Below are 18,708 nucleotides of genomic sequence, written 5' to 3'. Positions count from 1 at the left end.
GGACCTTGAGCCCCAGTAGCACCTTGAGCGCCAGCCGGACCTTGAGCCCCAGTAGCACCTTGAGCCCCAGTAGCACCTTGAGCACCCGCTGGACCTTGAGCCCCAGTAGCACCTTGAGCGCCCGCTGGACCTTGAATACCTTGAGCACCTTGAGGTCCAGTAGCACCTTGAGCACCTGCTGGTCCCTGAGCACCTTGAGGACCTTGAGCCCCAGTAGCGCCTTGAGCACCAGCCGGACCTTGAGCACCGGTAGCGCCTTGAGCGCCCGCCGGACCTTGAGGTCCAGTAGCGCCTTGAGGTCCAGTAGCCCCAGTAGCCCCCGTAGCACCAGTAGTTCCTCCACCTAGGCAACCAGATCCATATCGAACTAAGATAGCTTGAATTTCTGAAATGAGTTTAACGAGATTATCGATAGCACAGCAATCAATTTTGAATAACTTAGCGATATACAATAAATAATTAAGCAGGCTTTGTAGTTCAACGTATAATGCTCCGCATGAGAAAGGTGTTGTTTTTAAAATAGTTAATAGGTTAGCAATAATAGAATTTCCGATTTGTTTTTGTGCAGGAGACAAATCTAAGCAATTAAGGAATTTCTGTAGGTTATTTAGGACATCAATCAAGTTATTGATATTAACTTGAGAATGGTTTTGAAAGACAGCTTGAATAGCTTGGCCAAGAACTTGAAGAAGTCTAACAAATTCTTTAAGTTCGGACTTAGAGATGTTGATATAACTACAAGCTCTTACTTCGCAACAATCATTACCATAAAATACTTTTCCTTTATTTTTATTGTTCATCTTTTCATTCCTTTCTTTCATAGAATAAATAGTCGTTACTATATATTAAAATGAAATTTAAATTAAATTCGTGATGGACAAACTACTATTTCTCAAAAAATAAGAAGTTTACCTACCTAACACGAACAATAAAAAAGTAGAAAAAAATCTATATGTTTTAAAGAGAATAAATTAGCATAAAAAACTCCCTTTAATTGTTAGAGTTTGCTTAACAATTAAAGGGAGTTCATAGAACAGCATTATCATTTTATAAGTTAATTGCTTCACGATTTACTTTAGGTAAAATCGGAATAGAGATAGTGAAGGTTGTGCCGTCTGGAGCACTAGTCATTTTGAGCGTACCGTTATGATTTTGAATGATTTTTTTTGTTACTGACAAGCCTAGTCCTGTTCCCGAATCCTTCGTTGAGAAGAATGGATCAAAGATATATTCTTGAATAGCTGGAGGAATACCAATTCCGTTATCTGTGAAAGTAATCCGAACGAAGTTATCTAGGCGATAACTAGTGATTTGAATAGAAAGAGGTTTTTCGCCTTGAGCATCGACGGCATTTTGAAATAGGTTTAAAAATACTTGAACAAGTTCATGTTGATCAATATTGACTAAAATATCATCTAATTCATTAGAAAAGTTATAATCAATTGAAATGTTATGCAAGAAGACTTCACTAGCTAGTAACTGTTGAATATAGTCGCGTAAAAATGTATTGATGGGAAACGGTTCTCTTGTAAATTCACGTGTTTTTGAAATCGCTAAAAATTTTGTAATAATATTATTTGCACGATCTAATTCAGGGATAAGCAAGTTTTTAAATAACTCTTTATTTGATGGAGAAACACTTTCTTGTAAAAATTGTAAGTATCCGCGTACTGTTGTAAGAGGATTTCGTACTTCGTGTGCAATTCCAGCTGCGATTCGTCCTGCTAACGAAAACTTCTCTGCATCACGTTCTGTATTTAAATAATGAAAGACACTAATAACTCTAAAAATCTCACCGTTATAATCACGAATAATTCGGTTATTTATAATGCCATAGTTTTTGTCTAAAACTTCTTCATTATATATTTCTGTTCCGGTTCTTAATGTTTCAATTGCTTTGATTTTTTCTTCCGGCAAGTTTAGTAATTGTTGAATTGGTTTTCCAATAATATCATTGCGTATTACACCGAAATCATCTGCGGCAACTTGATTACATAAAGTAATATTCCCTTTATTATCGACAAAGGTTACATGATGTGAAAAAGCATCAAAAATATGAACAAAGTGTTTTTCAAGTTGTTCAAATAAAAATAATGAATCACAAGTAAGTTGAAAATTAGCGTCTTTAGTCTCTTTTGGTATTTCTTGAATGGAATGAGTTGTTCTGGTTTTCTTTATTTGTAAACCAATATGTGGATTTTTGTATGTGAAATGATGTGGTAATTGATTCACAAGTTCTTCATAAAAACGTACTTTATTTTCTAGTTCTTCAATTCGTTTTTCATGAAATACAGTAGCATTGTTTGGAAGCATAAATAAATAACCCCTCATTTTAAAAATTCTTCCATATAGTATATCATATTTTTATAAGGATACTCTTAAAGAAAAGGCTACATGATGCAAAGTGTTTGGAAAATGAATAGAAGATGAAGTTAAAAAGGGAGGGATATATGTGCTGTTCATTGGGGTGACAGGATGGGGAGATCATAATTCTTTATACATAGATTCCTATGAAAATAGAAATAAATTACGAACATATAGCGAGTATTTTCCTATTGTAGAGGTGGATAGTTCATTTTACGCGATGCAACCTGCACGAAATTATATAAAATGGGCAATGGAAACGCCGAAAGATTTTTCTTTTGTCGTAAAAGCGTATCAGGGAATGACAGGACATATGAAAGGTGAAATTCCTTTTTCTACGTTCGATGAGATGTTTGATGTGTATAAACAGTCTATTCTTCCTTTAATAGAAGCTAATAAATTAAAAACAATTTTATTTCAATATCCACCATGGTTTGATTGCAAAAAGAAAAATGTAGATTTTCTTCGATATACGAAAGAAAAAATGGAAGGTTTACCATGTGCAATAGAATTTCGAAATCAAACATGGTTTTATCCAGAAATGAGAGATAAGACGTTACAGTTTCTAGAACAGGAGAAATGGGTTCATACAATTTGTGATGAACCACAGGCTGGAATAGGTTCGGTGCCACTCGTGCTAGAGGTTACGAATTCAGACATGGCATTAATACGTTTTCACGGTCGAAATGTTCATGGTTGGCTGGATAAAGGGGAAAATTGGAGAGCGGTTCGCTGTTTATATCGCTACAACAATAAAGAACTGGAAGAATGGATTGAACGACTAGAGCAATTAAAAAAGAAAACAAAGGATATATACGTACTGTTTAACAACAATTCAGGTGGGGATGCAGCAGATAATGCGAAACAGCTTATGAAAATGATGAACATTACATATGGTGAGCCGAAGCCGGAGCAATTAAATTTTTTTGAATGATAATAAACAAGAAAGGCACTGTACAAACAGGGGGAATGTACAGTGCCTTTCTATATGAAAAAGAGGGGTAACAATGTTACTGAGCGTTTGGTTGATTCATCAATTGTTGGCTTCATAATAAATGATAATGGTTATCATTATCATTGTCAATGGTTTTTCTAAAAATATATAAAAAACTTTGTATATTTTAAATAGAGATAAAAAAAGAACAGCGATTAATGCTGTTCTTTTCCGTTGACGAATTGTTGTAAATCAAAAGGAGTTATCGCTTGGATAAATTCTTTTGAGATAAGTGTTTGAACGAGAGTGCTCTTAGAAATAGAAGCACCTGTTTTCTTTTCATAAGCTTGTTTTAATAAATCAAGTTTTTCAGCCGTTTCTTGCGGTAATTCAATTGTAAGTGTGTTCATAATTTCTCCCCCTTATTATTAGAGTACCACTACAGTATAGGAGAGACAAGAAAAGAGAATATGAAATATAAAAAAGGTTACCATTTTTTTATATGGTAACCTTTTTTATGTATAAGAGCTATTAAGCAATACCGATATACTTTAAAGTTTTTGATGGAGTACTGTGATCAAAGAAGTGTTGTAAAAATGCAATATCAACACCTGATTTGTATGCACAATAGCCCCAAGTTTTTCGAAGTGTATGTGAGCTAATCCCTTCTAATCCAACTTCTTTTGCAGCTTTGTTTAAAATGTACCATGCATGTTGTCTCGTAATAGATTTTGTTCCTTTTTGAGATTTTAACAATGGTTCATTACGTTTCCAAGTTTTACGTTCTTTCATGTAGTCTTCGATTGCGTGCTGTAAGTCTTCATTTACAGCAAACCATTTATGTTTCTTCACTTTTTCATTGTAAAATAAAATGGAATGGCGAACATTTTCATTTTCATCGATTACATCACTAACTTTTAATTGTAAGATTTCACTTACTTTTAAGCCAGAATTTACAGCTAATACGAATAATAAGCCATCGCGTTTCGAAGATTGTAAAAGTATATTTTTGATAGTTTCTAATTGTTTTTCGTTTTGAATAGGTTGTCCTGCTTGTTTCATTTCACGCACTCTCCTCTTTTATATGTGTAAAGGAAAGGATTAACTTGTTTCTTACTATAAAGGGAGAGTGTGAATTTCATGTGAACTCCTAGTGAAATTAAGACAAATTATTTGACTTCTTTTACTTTTTGTAAATTGAAATAGAATACAACACTGTTAGTCGTATTATACACACCGTACTCGGCATGATGGAGGTCTAAAATGTTTTTTACAATAGATAATCCGAGACCGGTACCTCCGGTGTGACGGCTACGAGATGCATCTAGACGATAGAAGCGATCCCAAATTTTTTCAAGACTTTCTTCAGGGATAGGGTTTCCTGTATTTTCGATTTCGACTTTTACGGTATCTTCTGCTTCTATAATGGAGACTTGTATTTTTTCTCCATCTGGCGTATAACGAATTGCATTACTTAGTAAGTTCACAACTACTTGCTCAATACGACTACGATTTGCTTTAACAAGTATAGAAGGGTCTGCATCGACGTTCACTTGTAAATGCTTTTCTTCCATGCTAAATAATAATTTTGTATAGACTTGTTGCGTTAATTCACCGATTGAGAACGTCGTCATATCTAGTTTGTAAGTACCAGATTCTAACTTTGCTAATTCTAACATTTCAACAATCAGCCTGTTCATATTTTCTGTTTCTTCTAAAATAACATCAGTATAATACGATGTATCTTTACTAACACCATCTTTAATTCCTTCTGCAAAACTTCTAATTACACTTAGAGGTGTTTTTAATTCGTGTGATACGCCAGAAATGAATTCTTTTCTTGTTTTCTCTAATTGACGTTCACGTTCAATATCTTGTTGTAACTTTGTATTGGCAACATTTAATCGATCGATTCGATCTTTTAAATTTACAGATAATGTATTGATACTGCCGGAAAGCCCGCCAATTTCATCGTCGGCTGTAATAGGTAATTTCTCGCTGAAATCAAAATTAGCCATTTTTTTTGTAACACGATTCATTTTAATTAATGGCTTAACAATGATTTTTGAGTAGTAGAAGGATAACAAAATAATAACGAGAAACACGATGATTAAGGCATAAACATAATAATCTTTTAAAACGAGCATCGCTTCATTAACAGGCTGCAAAGATGCTATCGCAAAAGCGTATTCTGTAATCTTTCCGTTTTCCATAATAGGCTTTACAAAGATACTATTTTTTATATTTTCTCCGCCATCTAATATGAAAGTGTTTAATTGGTTCGAGTTAGAAGTACCATCTCTAATAATATCTGCAAAATATTGAACGGCTTGTAATGTTTCAATATCATTTGCAAGACGAACCTCAGCTTTGGATGGGAGCTGTAACTTAGTTATAACACCTGTAAAGACGATGCGAGTTGTAGATTTGTATCGGCTCCCAAGTCTATTCTTAGAAGGGTTACCATTAATTGACTGGAAATCCGAATAGAAATGTTCGTTTTGCCATTGATTGTAATTCGTTCCTAATTTTTGTGGTGTGATTATATTATTTTCTTGTACGACTCCATCAACATTGATTATTACATCTTTTTTTAAACCTAAATTTTCGAATTTATTATATTCTTCTGGTGTTAAAAGATTATTGAGTGGAATGGAATACTGTTTAGTATCGTTGGGATTATATACATCGATATAGTAATTGTTATCACTTTTAATAATACCGTTAGAATCCAAAAACTGCATATCGGCATTTGTTTTATCATGAAATTCTTGTCTTAGTTTTCTAACTTTTTCATAACTTTTATCACTTTTGTCATAATTATCTACGAATTTTTCAAAAGCAGTTTGGACTGTTTTTACTTTTTTATTAATATAAAATTTCTCTAAAAATAGAGATTGTCCTAGGAAAAAAAGTAGGAATATGATTGTAAATAAAGTTGATGTTAATAAAAATAGTTTAAAGACGATACTTCTGTTTTTCACTGCGTCACCTCTTATGAGAAATACTGTAAATGATTTCTTTATCCCGCTTTAACCGGCAATAAGACTCCCACTTCAAAATTCGGCAAATACAAGAGAGTTAGGTGGGAGATCAACTGCCCGTAAAAGTCCGATTGGCTCAACTCATAATCAGTGGGGAATGGGAAAAATCCCCACTGATTAAAGTTTCACTTTATTATAACAAACGTTACAAGAAAGTAGAGGGGAGAAATCTGTCTCTTTATAAAATAGTTATTTATAAAAAGTCACATAAAAAGAACTCACCAGACGTATGACGAGTTCTTTAATGTATTATTGTTGAATTGCTGCATCTAAAGCGATTTCAATCATTTCGTTAAATGTAGTTTGACGCTCTTCAGATGTTGTTTCTTCGCCAGTGAAGATGTGATCGCTAACTGTTAATACAGATAATGCATTTACACCGTATTTCGCTGCTAATGTATAAAGAGCAGTTGTTTCCATTTCTACTGCTAATACACCGTAATCTCCAAGTTTTTTAACCATGTCCATGCTTTCGCGATAAAACACATCTGCTGTTAAAACGTTACCGACACGAACGTGTAATCCTTTTTCAGTTCCAGCATCGTAAGCTTTCTTTAAAAGATCAAAGTTTGCAGCTGGCGCGAAATCAAATCCTGGGAATGTTAAACGGTTCATATTAGAATCAGTACAAGCCGTCATTGCGATAATAACATCACGAACTTTTACATCTTTTTGAATTGCACCGCAAGTTCCAACGCGAATTAAATTTTTAACTCCGTAGCTTTGGATTAATTCGTTTACATAAATAGAAATAGAAGGAACACCCATACCTGTACCTTGAACAGATACACGTTTTCCTTTATAAGTTCCAGTGAAACCTAACATACCACGTACGTTATTATAGCAAGTAACGTCCTCTAGAAATGTTTCAGCGATATATTTTGCACGTAATGGATCACCAGGTAATAGAATAGATTCAGCGATTTCGCCTTGTTTTGCTTCGATATGTACACTCATGAAAAGTCCTCCTTATAATGTATTGATAGAAATCAATATCATTTGCATTATACACTACGAATCCTTTCAATTAAAATCTTTTTATTATTTGTAATATGTGCAAAATAGGAGGATTTCATAAATCATAATCTAGAATATATATCTTAAGAAGTTTTGTATGAATAGAGACAATAAAAATGGTAGGTGATGTTTTGAAAAATCTTGTCATTGGGCTTATTGCGTTAGTACTTATTGTGGCAGGAGGATTTTACATAAAAAAATATCAAGAAAACGAAGAGACTGTAGGAGATGTTCAGGAAGTAAAGTGGGATGTTTCAAATGGAAAGGGAAATGAGAAAGTAGATATTGTATTTCAGTTGTTAAACAAAAAGAATAATGAAATTCGTGGTGTAAATGATCAAATTCGGGCAGTGATTGTAGACGGACAGCTAAAAAACATACAACAAATTAAACCTACATTTGCAGGGAACGGGTCATATAAGTTATCTTCCAAAATAGCGAAAGACGAAGAATATACAATATTTTTATACGAAGATAAAAATAAGTCCGTAGAGTCATTCGCTAGGAAAGATTTTGGTAGAACGAAAGAGGAGAATAATAAGAAAAAAGTGAAATTTCCAATCGACAGTGTACTTACAAAAAAAATAGGAGATTATGAAGTTTCTCTTTTATTTGGAGCATTACATCCGAATGAACCAGTTACGTTAACATTTCAGTTTCAAGCGAAAAAGGGTGAAAAATTGAAATTACATTCAGAGAGAGGAGAAGTAGAGTCACTCTATATCGTGGATGAAACGAAGGAGAACTTTTTATACGCTATGCCTGTAGATACGGATGAGCAATTACAATACCGGATTACATTTCCTGCCGAGGGCACGTATAAAATGTGGGGGGATTTCTATATAAATGGTAAGAAGTATGAAAAAGAATTTATTGTACAAGTGCAAAAAAGAAAAAACAGCTAAGAATTTAGCTGTTTTTTCTTTTTCCTATTAATTTTGTTACAGAGAGCATTGTAATTGGTAAAGAATGATTCTTCCTAAATGCTAAATATTTACCGCTCCATGCTGGTTTATATTTTTCTTTAAAATGTCGTAATCCGCTGAAACTATACGTATAACGAACGTTATTAAAGATTGCAGCAGCCACTCGTTCAGACCAGAAAGACTGTGTAGATAAACCAACATTTGAAAGTGGTGCCATACCAATATTAAAGGAGTGGTATTCATTTTCTTTTGCCCATTGGAATAAGTGGATGAAAATTGCGTCCATAATGCCGCTAGGCGCATCGGGATAATATCGCATTAAATCGACAGATAATGATCCGTTTTGATATACGGGCATGAATGTTGTGAATGCAATAATTTTTCCATCTGCATCAGATAATGTTGCGATAGGAGCGCGACTAATATATTCACGATCGAAGTATCCGAGTGAAAAACCTTTCTCTTTTTTTCCACCAAGCCATGCATCTGAAACTTTTCTTAATTCTTCATATAATTCGTCTGAGAAAGGTGGCTCGTGAATAGAGAATGTATAGCCTTCTCTTTCAAAACGGTTGAAAGTAGCTCGCATGCCAGCACGTTTCTTTCCTGTTATTGTAAATGTATTTAAATCAACAACAGCTTCTTCACCGAGCTTAAAGAAGTTATAACCAAAATCGTGATATAAACTCATCCATTTGCTTTCAATTTGGTAGAATACACAAATGTATCCAAATCGATCAGCCTCAGCTAAAAACTCTTGCAATACAGTACGATAGGAGGAAGGGTCCCCAATTGGATCACCTAGTACAATAAGTCGTTTTCCAGTTATTGAGAAGAGAATGAGAGCTTTTCCATCGCTACTGAAAAAGAACTGTTTATCTCCTAAAAAACCTAAATGACTAAGTACATTTCCGCCATGTTCATCTAAGAAGTTTTGTAATCTTTTATCATTAGCTGGTTGCCCGGGAAATTCATTTCGATAACGATTTGCAATGAGTGAACCAATTAGTAAAAAAGTAGGAACAAAAAAGGCAGCTGCTAATGCACTTCGTTTCACTTGTGTAATATTACGAACGACAAAATCAGGTTTGAATGCTTCTTTTGCACCTGCAAATAAAATACCTAAGTTTTTATATAAATATAACGTTACAAGTAGGAATATAAAAACTTTTACGATATCGGAAAGTGAGACTTCCATTTTCTCACGTACAAACCTTTTACGAAGCATATACAATACAGCGAGTACGATTAATAAAATAAACGTTTCTTCAACATCAATTCCTTTTAGTGTATTAAAAATAGCAGCTCCAATTAAAGAAACAATCGTCATATAATAAGAACGTTTTGTTCCGTAATATATTCCCCGTGAAAGAATGAGGAGGAGAATACCGAATGTTAGCGATAAGCTAAAAGAAAATTGAATAAGGTGTTTTGGAGCTAGAATATGTAAGGCGTGTGCCCGATTTATACTTGTCGGTAGAATGGTTGATAAAATAACCATTAAGCCAGCAAATACCGTTAAAGCAGCAGATGCCCAAGAACCTAACTTTCCTAGAAAGTCACGCTGCAAAGTCCATATAACACCAGTTGTCTCTAGTGCAGGCGCAATAAAAGGTTTATCTTCAAACTTTTTAATGGCTACTCCTGTCATTTCAAAAGCTGCAAAAATGAGACCAAGGCAGAATGGTAAGATGTAATAGACGAGACGATATAATAACATAGCAGGGAGTAAAACACCTGTATCGATGCCGTATTGCCCAAGCCCAGTTAAGAAGACAAGATCAAATGATCCAAGGCCACCAGGAACAAGACTAACGACACCAGCTAAAGCAGCAATGACATATACGCCTAAAAACTTTTGGAATTCGATTTCAATGCCAAATAATAGTAATATGACGTACATAACAATACCAGCAGATACCCATTCGACTAATGAAACTAATGAGTATAAAACAGTTGGATTTTTCTCCTCTTCTTCTTGTCCCTCTGTTTGCGTCGCTTTTCTATTTTTTAATTTAGAAAATCCAATATATATAGGGACGAAAAGAGCGAAGAAGATAAGAACAGGCCATAGCCATGGTTTTTCATGTAAAATAAATCTCGTGTCTAATATTCCGATAAGACCAAGAAATGAAAGAATGGCTAATCCATTAATAAAGGCAGTTGTCATCCAAGCGATACTTTTAATAAGTTTTCCATTTTCTTTTATGTATGGACGATAAAGCATTGTGCGTACGCCGGCTCCAACGAGACCGCCAAACCCGATAAATCCATTTAAAGTATTAGCAATCCACGAGATACGGAAAATCTTTTGGACAGGGATATCAGCTTTTAAGTAACGAAGCATAACATAGTCATAAAAGAACATTGTTGATACAGCAAATGCACCAAGTGTAATTGCTAAAAAGACTCCTCCAGTTGGAATGTTTTTGATTGTATCAATCGCTTCTAAAAAAGAAATGCCCGCTAATTCTTTTTTTGCTTGAAAGAATACAATTGTTAATACAACAAATGGGAAGATAATTTTCCCGATTTGTAAGAAACGTTTCCATGAAAACGACATAAATACAACTCTCCTTGTGTAAGAAAACTGAGACAATAATATTATTATGACAAACTTCAAGAAAAATAAAAAGGTAAATTCCTGTATAGGGGAGCTATTTTTTATATAGGTATATTTAAAAGAATATTTTGTTTATCAGAAAATTAAGTTAGAATAAGATGAAAGAAGGAGGAGGGGGAGTATATGATTATAAAAGGTTATGTAGGATATGAGTTAGAAAAAGCGAAACCTAATACATCAGAAGACTTTTTTAACAGATCTGAAGTGACATATATATTAAATGATAAAGAGAAAACTTTTTCGGTTTTATACGTTCGATATTTTGAAGAAGTTTTACAAGAAATTACTCCTTTTGAAGGAAATCCAGTGTATAAAGTAGAAGAACAAAACATATATTTGCGCGATATTGTAGCGATATGTTGTTTAGTGAAAGATAGGGAGCTTCGTGCGCAAAAACGTTTGTATTTAAATAATATGGAAGAATTTCAACAATATTTTGATGAGGGAACGGTGTCGAAAGTACAAGAAATATTGGCTGAATTACATAAAAATAAAAGAGTAGAAATAGCGTGAAATGGCAAAGGAGAGAGAAAAAATGTCTAATTTGATGGTTGAAAATCAAACAGAACAAGTTTCTATATTTTTAGAAGATGCTATTTATTTGATAACCAATTATGTAAATTATCATACGTTGCCTTCTTTATTAGAGGAGACACCGGCAGGGAATGAGCAATATTATAAAGGGTTATTAGCATCAATGAGACGACTTCTCGTTTTTTGTGAAGAAGGACATGATGCATGTTTTGTTTTGTTGAATAGTCAGCCATTTCGAAAAACAGCAGCTGAAAAAATTTTATATAAAATTTACCATCAAGTAATTGCAGAGTTTTTTTCACCGAAGAGTGATTATTGGTATGAAAATAGTCGGTCTGCATATACAGGAAAAAATTCTATCGTTTTTCAACAAACACCACCTGCATCTTTGGGGCAAGTGATGAAGAGTTTAGAAGGTAAATTTCAATTGATGCGTGAAGAACTAGAATATTATGAGACGGATTATCAGACAAAGATGTTACACAAATATTGATTGAGAAAAAGAAGCTAAGGTGACTTAGCTTCTTTTCCTTTTGTACAGTTATATAAGGGATTTTCGTTGAATATAGTTAAGTGGATAGCATTAGGGAGGTGCAACATGAATCAGCAAGGTGTATTTACAGATTACTTTCATGAAGTAGAAAATTGGTGTGAAAGTGTTCTTCATGTATTAGATAGCCGCGCAATGGAAGTGTATGATGTCCATATGCTTGCTTATAAAATTCAGACGTTATTAGAGCGTATGAAAGAGCATGAGTATGAAACAGATGCAGAGTTTATGTATGAAATAAGCGATGATGTAGAACATATTCAGCATCACTTGCAGGAAGTATTTATGCAAGAAGAAGAGGAGTATGAATTATATGAAAGAGGGGATAGTGAACGAGCTGTTCCAATTGGAGGACATACACTCCCACCATTACCTTATCCGTATAATGCGTTAGAACCGTATATTTCTAAAGAAATTATGATGTTACACCATGATAAACATCATCGTAGTTACGTGGAAGGGTTAAATAAAGCAGAGAAGATGATGGAAGAAGCGAGAAAAACAAATCAATTTGATTTAATTAAGCATTGGGAAAGGGAAGCGGCTTTTCATGGATCAGGTCATTACTTACACACAATATTTTGGAATAACATGAAAAAAGATGGTGGTGGAAGTCCAAGAGGTGCTTTTTCACAACAAATCGAACAAGATTTTGGGAGCTTTTTACGTTTCCAAAAACATTTTACAGAAGCGGCCTCTAAAGTAGAAGGTTCAGGCTGGGCAATTCTCGTTTGGGTGCCCCGGTCTGGAAGGTTAGAAATTTTGCAAAGTACACTTCATCAATTATTTACACAATGGGATACGATACCACTTCTTGTACTAGATGTCTGGGAACATGCGTATTATTTACAATACCAAAATCGAAAAGATGAATATATTAAAAACTGGTGGAATGTTGTAAACTGGCCTGATGTAGAAAAAAGGTTTGAAACTGCGAAACAAATTGAATGGACACCATATTAGACGCAAATTCCCTGCGTCTTTTTTAATGGAAGCAGAAGGAAGATTTCGTTCATATTTTAAAAGGCCAAGCATACACTTGTACAAAAAGTGCCAAAAGGACGTGGGGGGAAATATGAGACGAATTTGTGTAATCATTACGCTTCTTATTATGTACGCAAGCGTTATGCCGATTCCTACATATGCAAAGATGAACAGCAATGTCAGTGCTCGAAATGCTGTATTAATGGAGCAACAGTCTGGTCGTGTATTATACGGAAAAGCAGAACATGAGCCGCAAAAAATTGCTAGTATAACAAAAATCATGACCGCCTTGTTAGCTGCTGAATCAGGGAAGATGAAAGAAATGGTATCAGTTAGTAATGAAGCGGTGAGAGTGGAAGGATCGGCAATCTATTTAAAGCCTGGACAAAAAGTGAAGTTAGAAGATTTAGTATACGGACTTATGCTTAGATCTGGTAATGACGCAGCGCAAGTAATTGCTGAAAGTGTGGGTGGGAGTATAGATGGATTCGTATATTTAATGAATGAGAAGGCAAAAGAAATTGGAATGAAAGATACTCACTTCTCAAACCCTCATGGTTTAGATGGAGATGGATCACATTATTCGTCGGCTTACGATATGGCATTATTAACAAAATATGCAATGGGGAACGAGAACTTTAAGAAAATCTTTGGAACAAAAACGTATAAATCAGATTCTTGGGATTACCCGTGGAAAAATAAACATAAGCTGGTGACATCTTATTATGAATTTGCAACAGGAGGAAAAACAGGCTTTACGAAGAAAGCAGGAAGAACGCTTGTTACAACGGCATCAAAAGATGGACTAGATTTAATTGTCGTAACTTTGAGTGCTTCTAGTGACTGGGATGATCATATGAATTTGTTTGATAAAGGTTTTGAACGTTTCAAACAAACGAAAGTTTTAGGACAAGGAGCAATTGCTGAAATAAATGAAAAGAAGTATGCCAACCATGTTTATACGAAAAATGGTTTTTCAGTACCGTTAACTGAAGAGGAAAGAAAGAACGTGGTATTAAAAGTTGAACTTGATAAAAGTGCAAATCTTAAGGACGGAGTAAAGGTTGGAAAGACAGATGTTTATGTTGGTAATGAGAAAGTTGGAGAACGGAATTTATTTTATAGTAAACGGAAGTTAGTAGCTACAACGGGACTTTACTGGAATAATGTGAAAGAGATTTTTTCTTACATGATAGGTGTTGGGAACGATGGTTAATCTCGTATGGGTAGCGATGGCTGTTATTGGGATTGTATACGCCATGATAAACGGAACGATGGAAGAAGTGAATAAAGCTGTATTTGACGGGGCAAAAGATGCAGTAACGATTTGTATAGGACTTATTAGTGTTTTAGTATTTTGGCTTGGTTTAATGAAAATTGCAGAGGAAGCGGGACTGTTAAAAAAGTTAGTTACACTTTTTATGCCGATAGTAAAGAGGTTGTTTCCAGAAATACCGAAGGATCATCCGTCCATGGGATTTATTTTATCCAATATGATGGCAAACTTTTTTGGTCTAGGTAATGCAGCAACTCCTCTTGGTATTAAAGCGATGGAACAACTAAAAGAGTTAAATGGAGGAAAGGATTCGGCGAGCCGTTCTATGGTGACGTTTCTAGCATTAAATACATCGGCTATTACATTAATTCCTACGACAGTCATTTCGATTCGAATGACGTATGAATCAGCGAATCCTACTGAAATTGTTGGGGTAACTTTTATTGCACAAGTACTTTCTATGATTGGAGCAATTTGGATTGACCGCTATTTTTACCGAAGAAGGAGTAGAAAGGGGCGGAAAAAATGAGTATTGTAAATACAATTTCCTTATGGGTAATCCCTTGTGTAATTGGTTTTATCCTTTTATATGGGACGATAAAGAAAGTGCCGACGTATGAATCGTTCGTTGAGGGAGGAAAAGAAGGGATTCAAATTGCAATTTCCATTTTACCGTTTATGGTTGGAATGCTTGTGTCTATTTCTATATTCCGATCGTCAGGTGCGCTAGATGCAATGATATCAGTAATGAAGCCAATGTTAGATTTAATTCATGTTCCAGCAGAAATCGTTCCATTAGCACTAATACGCCCTATTTCTGGCTCTGCTGGTCTAAGTATTACGACTGATTTAATTGCCACATATGGGCCAGATTCATTCATTGGGAGATTAGCTTCTACGATGCAAGGGAGTACAGATACGACTTTTTATATTTTAACAGTATACTTTGGAGCTGTTGGTATTAGAAAAATGGGAGATGCATTAAAAGTAGGTCTTTTTGCAGATTTAATCGGAATTATTTGCTCGATTGTCTTTGTTTCTCTATTGTTTCAGTAAAGCTATTCATTTTTTATGCTATTTCGCGTATAATACGTATACGACCACTATTAAGGTGTAGCTTAATAGTGGTTTTTTTATGCAGTATTTTTGACAAAATGATGAACTTTTATTGTGAGAAATATGAAAAATATGGACAATAATAAAGGATAAAAACATGATTTGACCTTTATATGTTTATTATCATCGCTATGTTGTTTAAGTGAGATGGAGCGAATAACCGTAAAGCGTATGCGGTTGCCAAGTCTTTCTAATGTAAGGTAAGATAAATTCGAGGTGAAAAAAAGAAATGGAACGATTACAAAAAGTGATTGCGCAAGCAGGTATTGCATCGAGAAGAAAGGCTGAGGAATTAATTCAGCAAGGAAAAGTAAAAGTTAACGGAAAAATAGTGAAAGAGTTAGGAACAAAAGTAACTCCTCAAGATAAAGTAGAAGTAAATAACATCCCTCTTGAAAAAGAAGAACCTGTTTATTTTTTACTATATAAACCAACTGGTGTAATTTCAAGTGTATCAGATGATAAAGGTAGAAATGTTGTAACAGACTTTTTCCCTGAAATTACACAACGTTTATTCCCAATCGGACGTCTAGATTATGATACGTCAGGAGTATTATTAATGACAAACGACGGGGACTTCGCAAATATATTAATGCATCCTAAATATAAAGTTGAAAAAACGTATGTTGCAAAAATAAAAGGTCCACTAACAGGTGAGAAAATTCGTATGTTAGAACGCGGTGTTGCACTAGAAGATGGTAAAACAGCACCAGCACATGTGAAAATCATTTCTTGGGACAAGCGTAAAGAGATGGCTATTGTACAATTAACAATTCATGAAGGACGTAATCGTCAAGTGCGTCGTATGTTTGAAGCGTTAGACTGTAAAGTAGTGAAATTAAAACGTGAACGTTATGCTTTCTTAGAAGTAGGAAGCCTGCGACCTGGTGATGCGAGAGAATTGACACCACATGAGGTGAAACAATTACGCGCGCTTGCTTCTACAAAGCCAAGATAAGCTATAGAGTTAAAAATTCACCAGTGGAGTGCTCTGCTGGTGATTTATTCAATACAACATTTACAGAAGATAATACATAACATTTACCGAGGAGAGGAGAGGTAATATGAAGAAAAATCGCTTATTATTTCGCGTTATTATTCTACTCATTTTATGTGGTGCTGTAGGATTTACCCTTTATCAAGGATTCTTTGCTAATAAAGAGAAAATGCAAATCGGAAAAGAAGCACCTAACTTTGTTGTGACGGATTTAGAAGGGAAGAAAATTGAACTAAAAGATTTAAAGGGGAAAGGTGTATTTTTAAACTTTTGGGGCACGTGGTGTAAACCTTGTGAAAAAGAAATGCCTTATATGAATGAGTTATATCCAAAGTATAAAGAAAAAGGCGTTGAAATCATAGCGTTAGATGCAGATGAAACGGATATTGCAGTAAAGAACTTTGTGAACCAATATGATTTGAAATTCCCAGTTGCAATTGATAAAGGACAAAAGATTATAGGAACGTATGGAGTAGGTCCATTACCGACAAGCTTTTTGATTGATAAAGATGGAAAAGTAATGGAGCAAATTATAGGTGAACAAACGAAAGAACAGTTAGAAGGGTATTTAAAGAAAATTACTCCGTAATAAAGAAAGCCTTTACATAAGAGGTGCGTGTCTATAGTGCCTCTGGTTTAAAAATTCTGAGTATTGCGGTAACTCGAGGTTAGAATATACAATAGTACATATAGATACAGGGGCGGTGAGAGTGTTGAAAGAAATTAAGTGTGAATGTGGACATGTTAATCCGATAGGAACCGTTTTTTGTGAAGCTTGCGGGAAACCATTTGAAAGCAATGAAAATGCAAAACTATTGGATATGCGCTATGAGGGGAGTGCACGGAGATCTCTCACGCAAACAAAAACGATAGTCGATAAAATTTGGAGCTTTTTCTCTTCTGTAAAAGTGGGTGTATGGCTAATCGTTATAACTTTAGCTGCATCAGCGATAGGAACTATTTTTCCGCAAGAAATGTACATAACTCCAGGGATTGCACCAGCTGAATATTATAAACAAGAATACGGATTTTTAGGACAATTATACTATCAATTAGGATTTAATAATTTATACGGTTCATGGTGGTATATGATTTTGATTGCTTCTATCGGTATTTCACTTGTGATATGTAGTTTAGACCGCGTTATTCCGCTTTATAAAGCTTTGAAAAAGCAAGGCGTAAAAAGACATCCTAGCTTTTTAAAGAGACAGAGAATATATGGGACTGGTACACCGCAAGATGGTGACCTGGAAACAGTGCAAAAGAATTTAAAGAAAAGAAACTATAATGTGAAAGTGGAAGACGGAAACGTTTTAGCAGAAAAGGGACGCTTCTCGCGTTGGGGTCCATATGTAAATCATATCGGTCTTATTATCTTTTTATTCGGTGCGATGCTTCGTTTTTTACCGAGTATGTACGTAGACGAAGCACTTTGGTTACGTGATGGTGAAACGAAAGAAATACCAGGGACGGATGGACAATACTACTTAAAAAACGAGAAATTTATAAAAGAAGTTTATGATAAAAGTAAGGACAAGGAAGTTTTTGAGGAAGCGATTGATCGTGTAGGCGATAAAATGATTGCGAAAAACTTCCAAACGAATGCTGTATTATATAAAGCTGTGGGTGAAAATATAGTAGGGCAAAAACCAAAGTTGGAAAAAGTAAAAGAAGCGGAAATTCGAGTGAATGAACCACTGAAATTTGATCAATTTGCAGTGTATCAAGTGGATTATAAAGAAAGTGAATTTAAAAGTATGTCCTTCAACTTGCAAAATAAAGAAAATAATCAAAAATGGGGACCGATTAAAGTAGATTTAACGAATCCTAAGGAAAAATATGATTTAGGAAATGGTTATTCTCTAGAACTATTAAGCTATTTTCCTGATTTTTATTTTGATGAGAATGGAAAACCAAATACAAAAACGAAATTACCGAACAATCCTGCATTTGTATTTAAAATGTTTACACCTGAAACACCGGATGGTGAAGTGAGTTTTGTTGGTATTCAGCAAAATATAGAACCTGATGGAAACAACAAATACAAAATGTCGTTTGCAGGTGTTGAAATGCAAAATGCAACAGCACTTACTGTAAGAAAAGATTTAACGCTTTGGATTCTCGGTATTGGAGGATTTATATTTATGGTTGGTGTCATTCAAGGTATGTATTGGAATCATCGCCGTATTTGGATACAACGGGTTAATGATGAATGGTGGATTGCAGGGCATACGAATAAAAATTGGTTCGGTTTAAAGAAAGATATTGAAAGAGTAATAGAAGGTACAGCAATTCCACAGCCAAATGATAAAGTAATTGATAAAAAAATTAGTTAAGGTGGGG

General features: G+C 34.6%; 18 protein-coding genes. 11 read left to right on the top strand and 7 right to left on the bottom strand.

Annotated elements, in window-relative coordinates:
• Positions 1-821: collagen-like repeat preface domain-containing protein (locus ACODS7_RS18975; RefSeq protein ID WP_488827307.1), on the bottom strand; the 821-nt coding region annotated here is incomplete at its 3' end.
• A 226-nt stretch (positions 822-1,047) separates the two neighbouring features.
• Positions 1,048-2,313 carry an ATP-binding protein gene (locus ACODS7_RS18970; RefSeq protein ID WP_243168088.1) on the bottom strand — a complete coding sequence of 422 codons (1,266 nt, stop codon included), beginning with the start codon at positions 2,311-2,313 and terminating at the stop codon, positions 1,048-1,050.
• A 139-nt stretch (positions 2,314-2,452) separates the two neighbouring features.
• Here ACODS7_RS18970 and ACODS7_RS18965 point away from each other — a divergent pair, with 139 nt between their 5' ends.
• The gene (locus ACODS7_RS18965) at positions 2,453-3,298 is read left to right on the top strand and encodes a DUF72 domain-containing protein (RefSeq protein ID WP_016082293.1); all 846 of its coding nucleotides are present in this window, start codon (positions 2,453-2,455) and stop codon (positions 3,296-3,298) included.
• 215 nt (positions 3,299-3,513) lie between these two features.
• On the opposite strand, the gene ACODS7_RS18960 is transcribed toward ACODS7_RS18965, so the two are convergent.
• The 4 genes from ACODS7_RS18960 to deoD form a co-directional block, all read right to left on the bottom strand.
• Positions 3,514-3,708, bottom strand: a complete 195-nt coding sequence (locus ACODS7_RS18960) for a DUF3924 domain-containing protein (protein ID WP_029441834.1) — start codon at positions 3,706-3,708, stop codon at positions 3,514-3,516.
• 121 nt (positions 3,709-3,829) lie between these two features.
• Complete coding sequence (locus tag ACODS7_RS18955; protein ID WP_000806236.1) at positions 3,830-4,360, bottom strand: tyrosine-type recombinase/integrase; 531 nt, start codon at positions 4,358-4,360, stop codon at positions 3,830-3,832.
• A gap of 107 nt (positions 4,361-4,467) precedes the next feature.
• On the bottom strand, positions 4,468-6,282 hold the full coding sequence (locus tag ACODS7_RS18950; RefSeq protein ID WP_029441835.1) for a sensor histidine kinase: 1,815 nt from the start codon (positions 6,280-6,282) through the stop codon (positions 4,468-4,470).
• 309 nt (positions 6,283-6,591) lie between these two features.
• Positions 6,592-7,299, bottom strand: a complete 708-nt coding sequence (gene deoD / locus ACODS7_RS18945) for a purine-nucleoside phosphorylase (RefSeq protein ID WP_000110707.1) — start codon at positions 7,297-7,299, stop codon at positions 6,592-6,594.
• 176 nt (positions 7,300-7,475) lie between these two features.
• On the opposite strand from deoD, the gene ACODS7_RS18940 reads away from it, so the two are divergent.
• Positions 7,476-8,264 carry a DUF8832 domain-containing protein gene (locus ACODS7_RS18940; protein WP_043935494.1) on the top strand — a complete coding sequence of 263 codons (789 nt, stop codon included), beginning with the start codon at positions 7,476-7,478 and terminating at the stop codon, positions 8,262-8,264.
• Between the two features lie 4 nt (positions 8,265-8,268).
• Here ACODS7_RS18940 and mprF read toward each other — a convergent pair whose 3' ends face one another.
• Complete coding sequence (mprF, locus tag ACODS7_RS18935; RefSeq protein WP_000010853.1) at positions 8,269-10,848, bottom strand: bifunctional lysylphosphatidylglycerol flippase/synthetase MprF; 2,580 nt, start codon at positions 10,846-10,848, stop codon at positions 8,269-8,271.
• A gap of 183 nt (positions 10,849-11,031) precedes the next feature.
• Between mprF and ACODS7_RS18930 the strand changes: the two genes are divergently transcribed.
• From ACODS7_RS18930 to resB, 9 genes are all read left to right on the top strand, one after another.
• Positions 11,032-11,421 carry a hypothetical protein gene (locus ACODS7_RS18930; RefSeq protein ID WP_000584361.1) on the top strand — a complete coding sequence of 130 codons (390 nt, stop codon included), beginning with the start codon at positions 11,032-11,034 and terminating at the stop codon, positions 11,419-11,421.
• A 22-nt stretch (positions 11,422-11,443) separates the two neighbouring features.
• Positions 11,444-11,935 carry a YpuI family protein gene (locus ACODS7_RS18925; RefSeq protein WP_029441840.1) on the top strand — a complete coding sequence of 164 codons (492 nt, stop codon included), beginning with the start codon at positions 11,444-11,446 and terminating at the stop codon, positions 11,933-11,935.
• Positions 11,936-12,040: 105 nt separating this feature from the next.
• Entirely contained in the window at positions 12,041-12,955 is a 915-nt protein-coding gene (locus tag ACODS7_RS18920; RefSeq protein ID WP_001075742.1) for a superoxide dismutase, read from the top strand.
• A gap of 112 nt (positions 12,956-13,067) precedes the next feature.
• Positions 13,068-14,192, top strand: a complete 1,125-nt coding sequence (gene dacB, locus ACODS7_RS18915; protein WP_029441841.1) for a D-alanyl-D-alanine carboxypeptidase DacB — start codon at positions 13,068-13,070, stop codon at positions 14,190-14,192.
• A complete protein-coding gene (spmA, locus tag ACODS7_RS18910) occupies positions 14,185-14,781 on the top strand; it encodes a spore maturation protein SpmA (RefSeq protein WP_000247811.1) in 597 nt (198 codons plus the stop codon). The genes dacB and spmA overlap by 8 nt, the downstream gene beginning before the upstream one ends.
• Complete coding sequence (gene spmB / locus ACODS7_RS18905) at positions 14,778-15,308, top strand: spore maturation protein SpmB (protein ID WP_000029514.1); 531 nt, start codon at positions 14,778-14,780, stop codon at positions 15,306-15,308. The genes spmA and spmB overlap by 4 nt, the downstream gene beginning before the upstream one ends.
• Before the next feature lie 289 nt (positions 15,309-15,597).
• The gene (gene rluB, locus ACODS7_RS18900) at positions 15,598-16,326 is read left to right on the top strand and encodes a 23S rRNA pseudouridine(2605) synthase RluB (protein WP_029441842.1); all 729 of its coding nucleotides are present in this window, start codon (positions 15,598-15,600) and stop codon (positions 16,324-16,326) included.
• A 106-nt stretch (positions 16,327-16,432) separates the two neighbouring features.
• Entirely contained in the window at positions 16,433-16,954 is a 522-nt protein-coding gene (resA, locus tag ACODS7_RS18895; protein WP_016082287.1) for a thiol-disulfide oxidoreductase ResA, read from the top strand.
• 121 nt (positions 16,955-17,075) lie between these two features.
• The gene (resB, locus tag ACODS7_RS18890) at positions 17,076-18,701 is read left to right on the top strand and encodes a cytochrome c biogenesis protein ResB (RefSeq protein WP_029441843.1); all 1,626 of its coding nucleotides are present in this window, start codon (positions 17,076-17,078) and stop codon (positions 18,699-18,701) included.
• Positions 18,702-18,708: the final 7 nt, after the last annotated feature.

The sequence above is a fragment of the Bacillus sp. FG16 genome (genome assembly GCF_057809515.1).
Note: the sequence above shows the minus strand (reverse complement) of the source record. Positions and strands in the feature narration are given on the sequence as shown.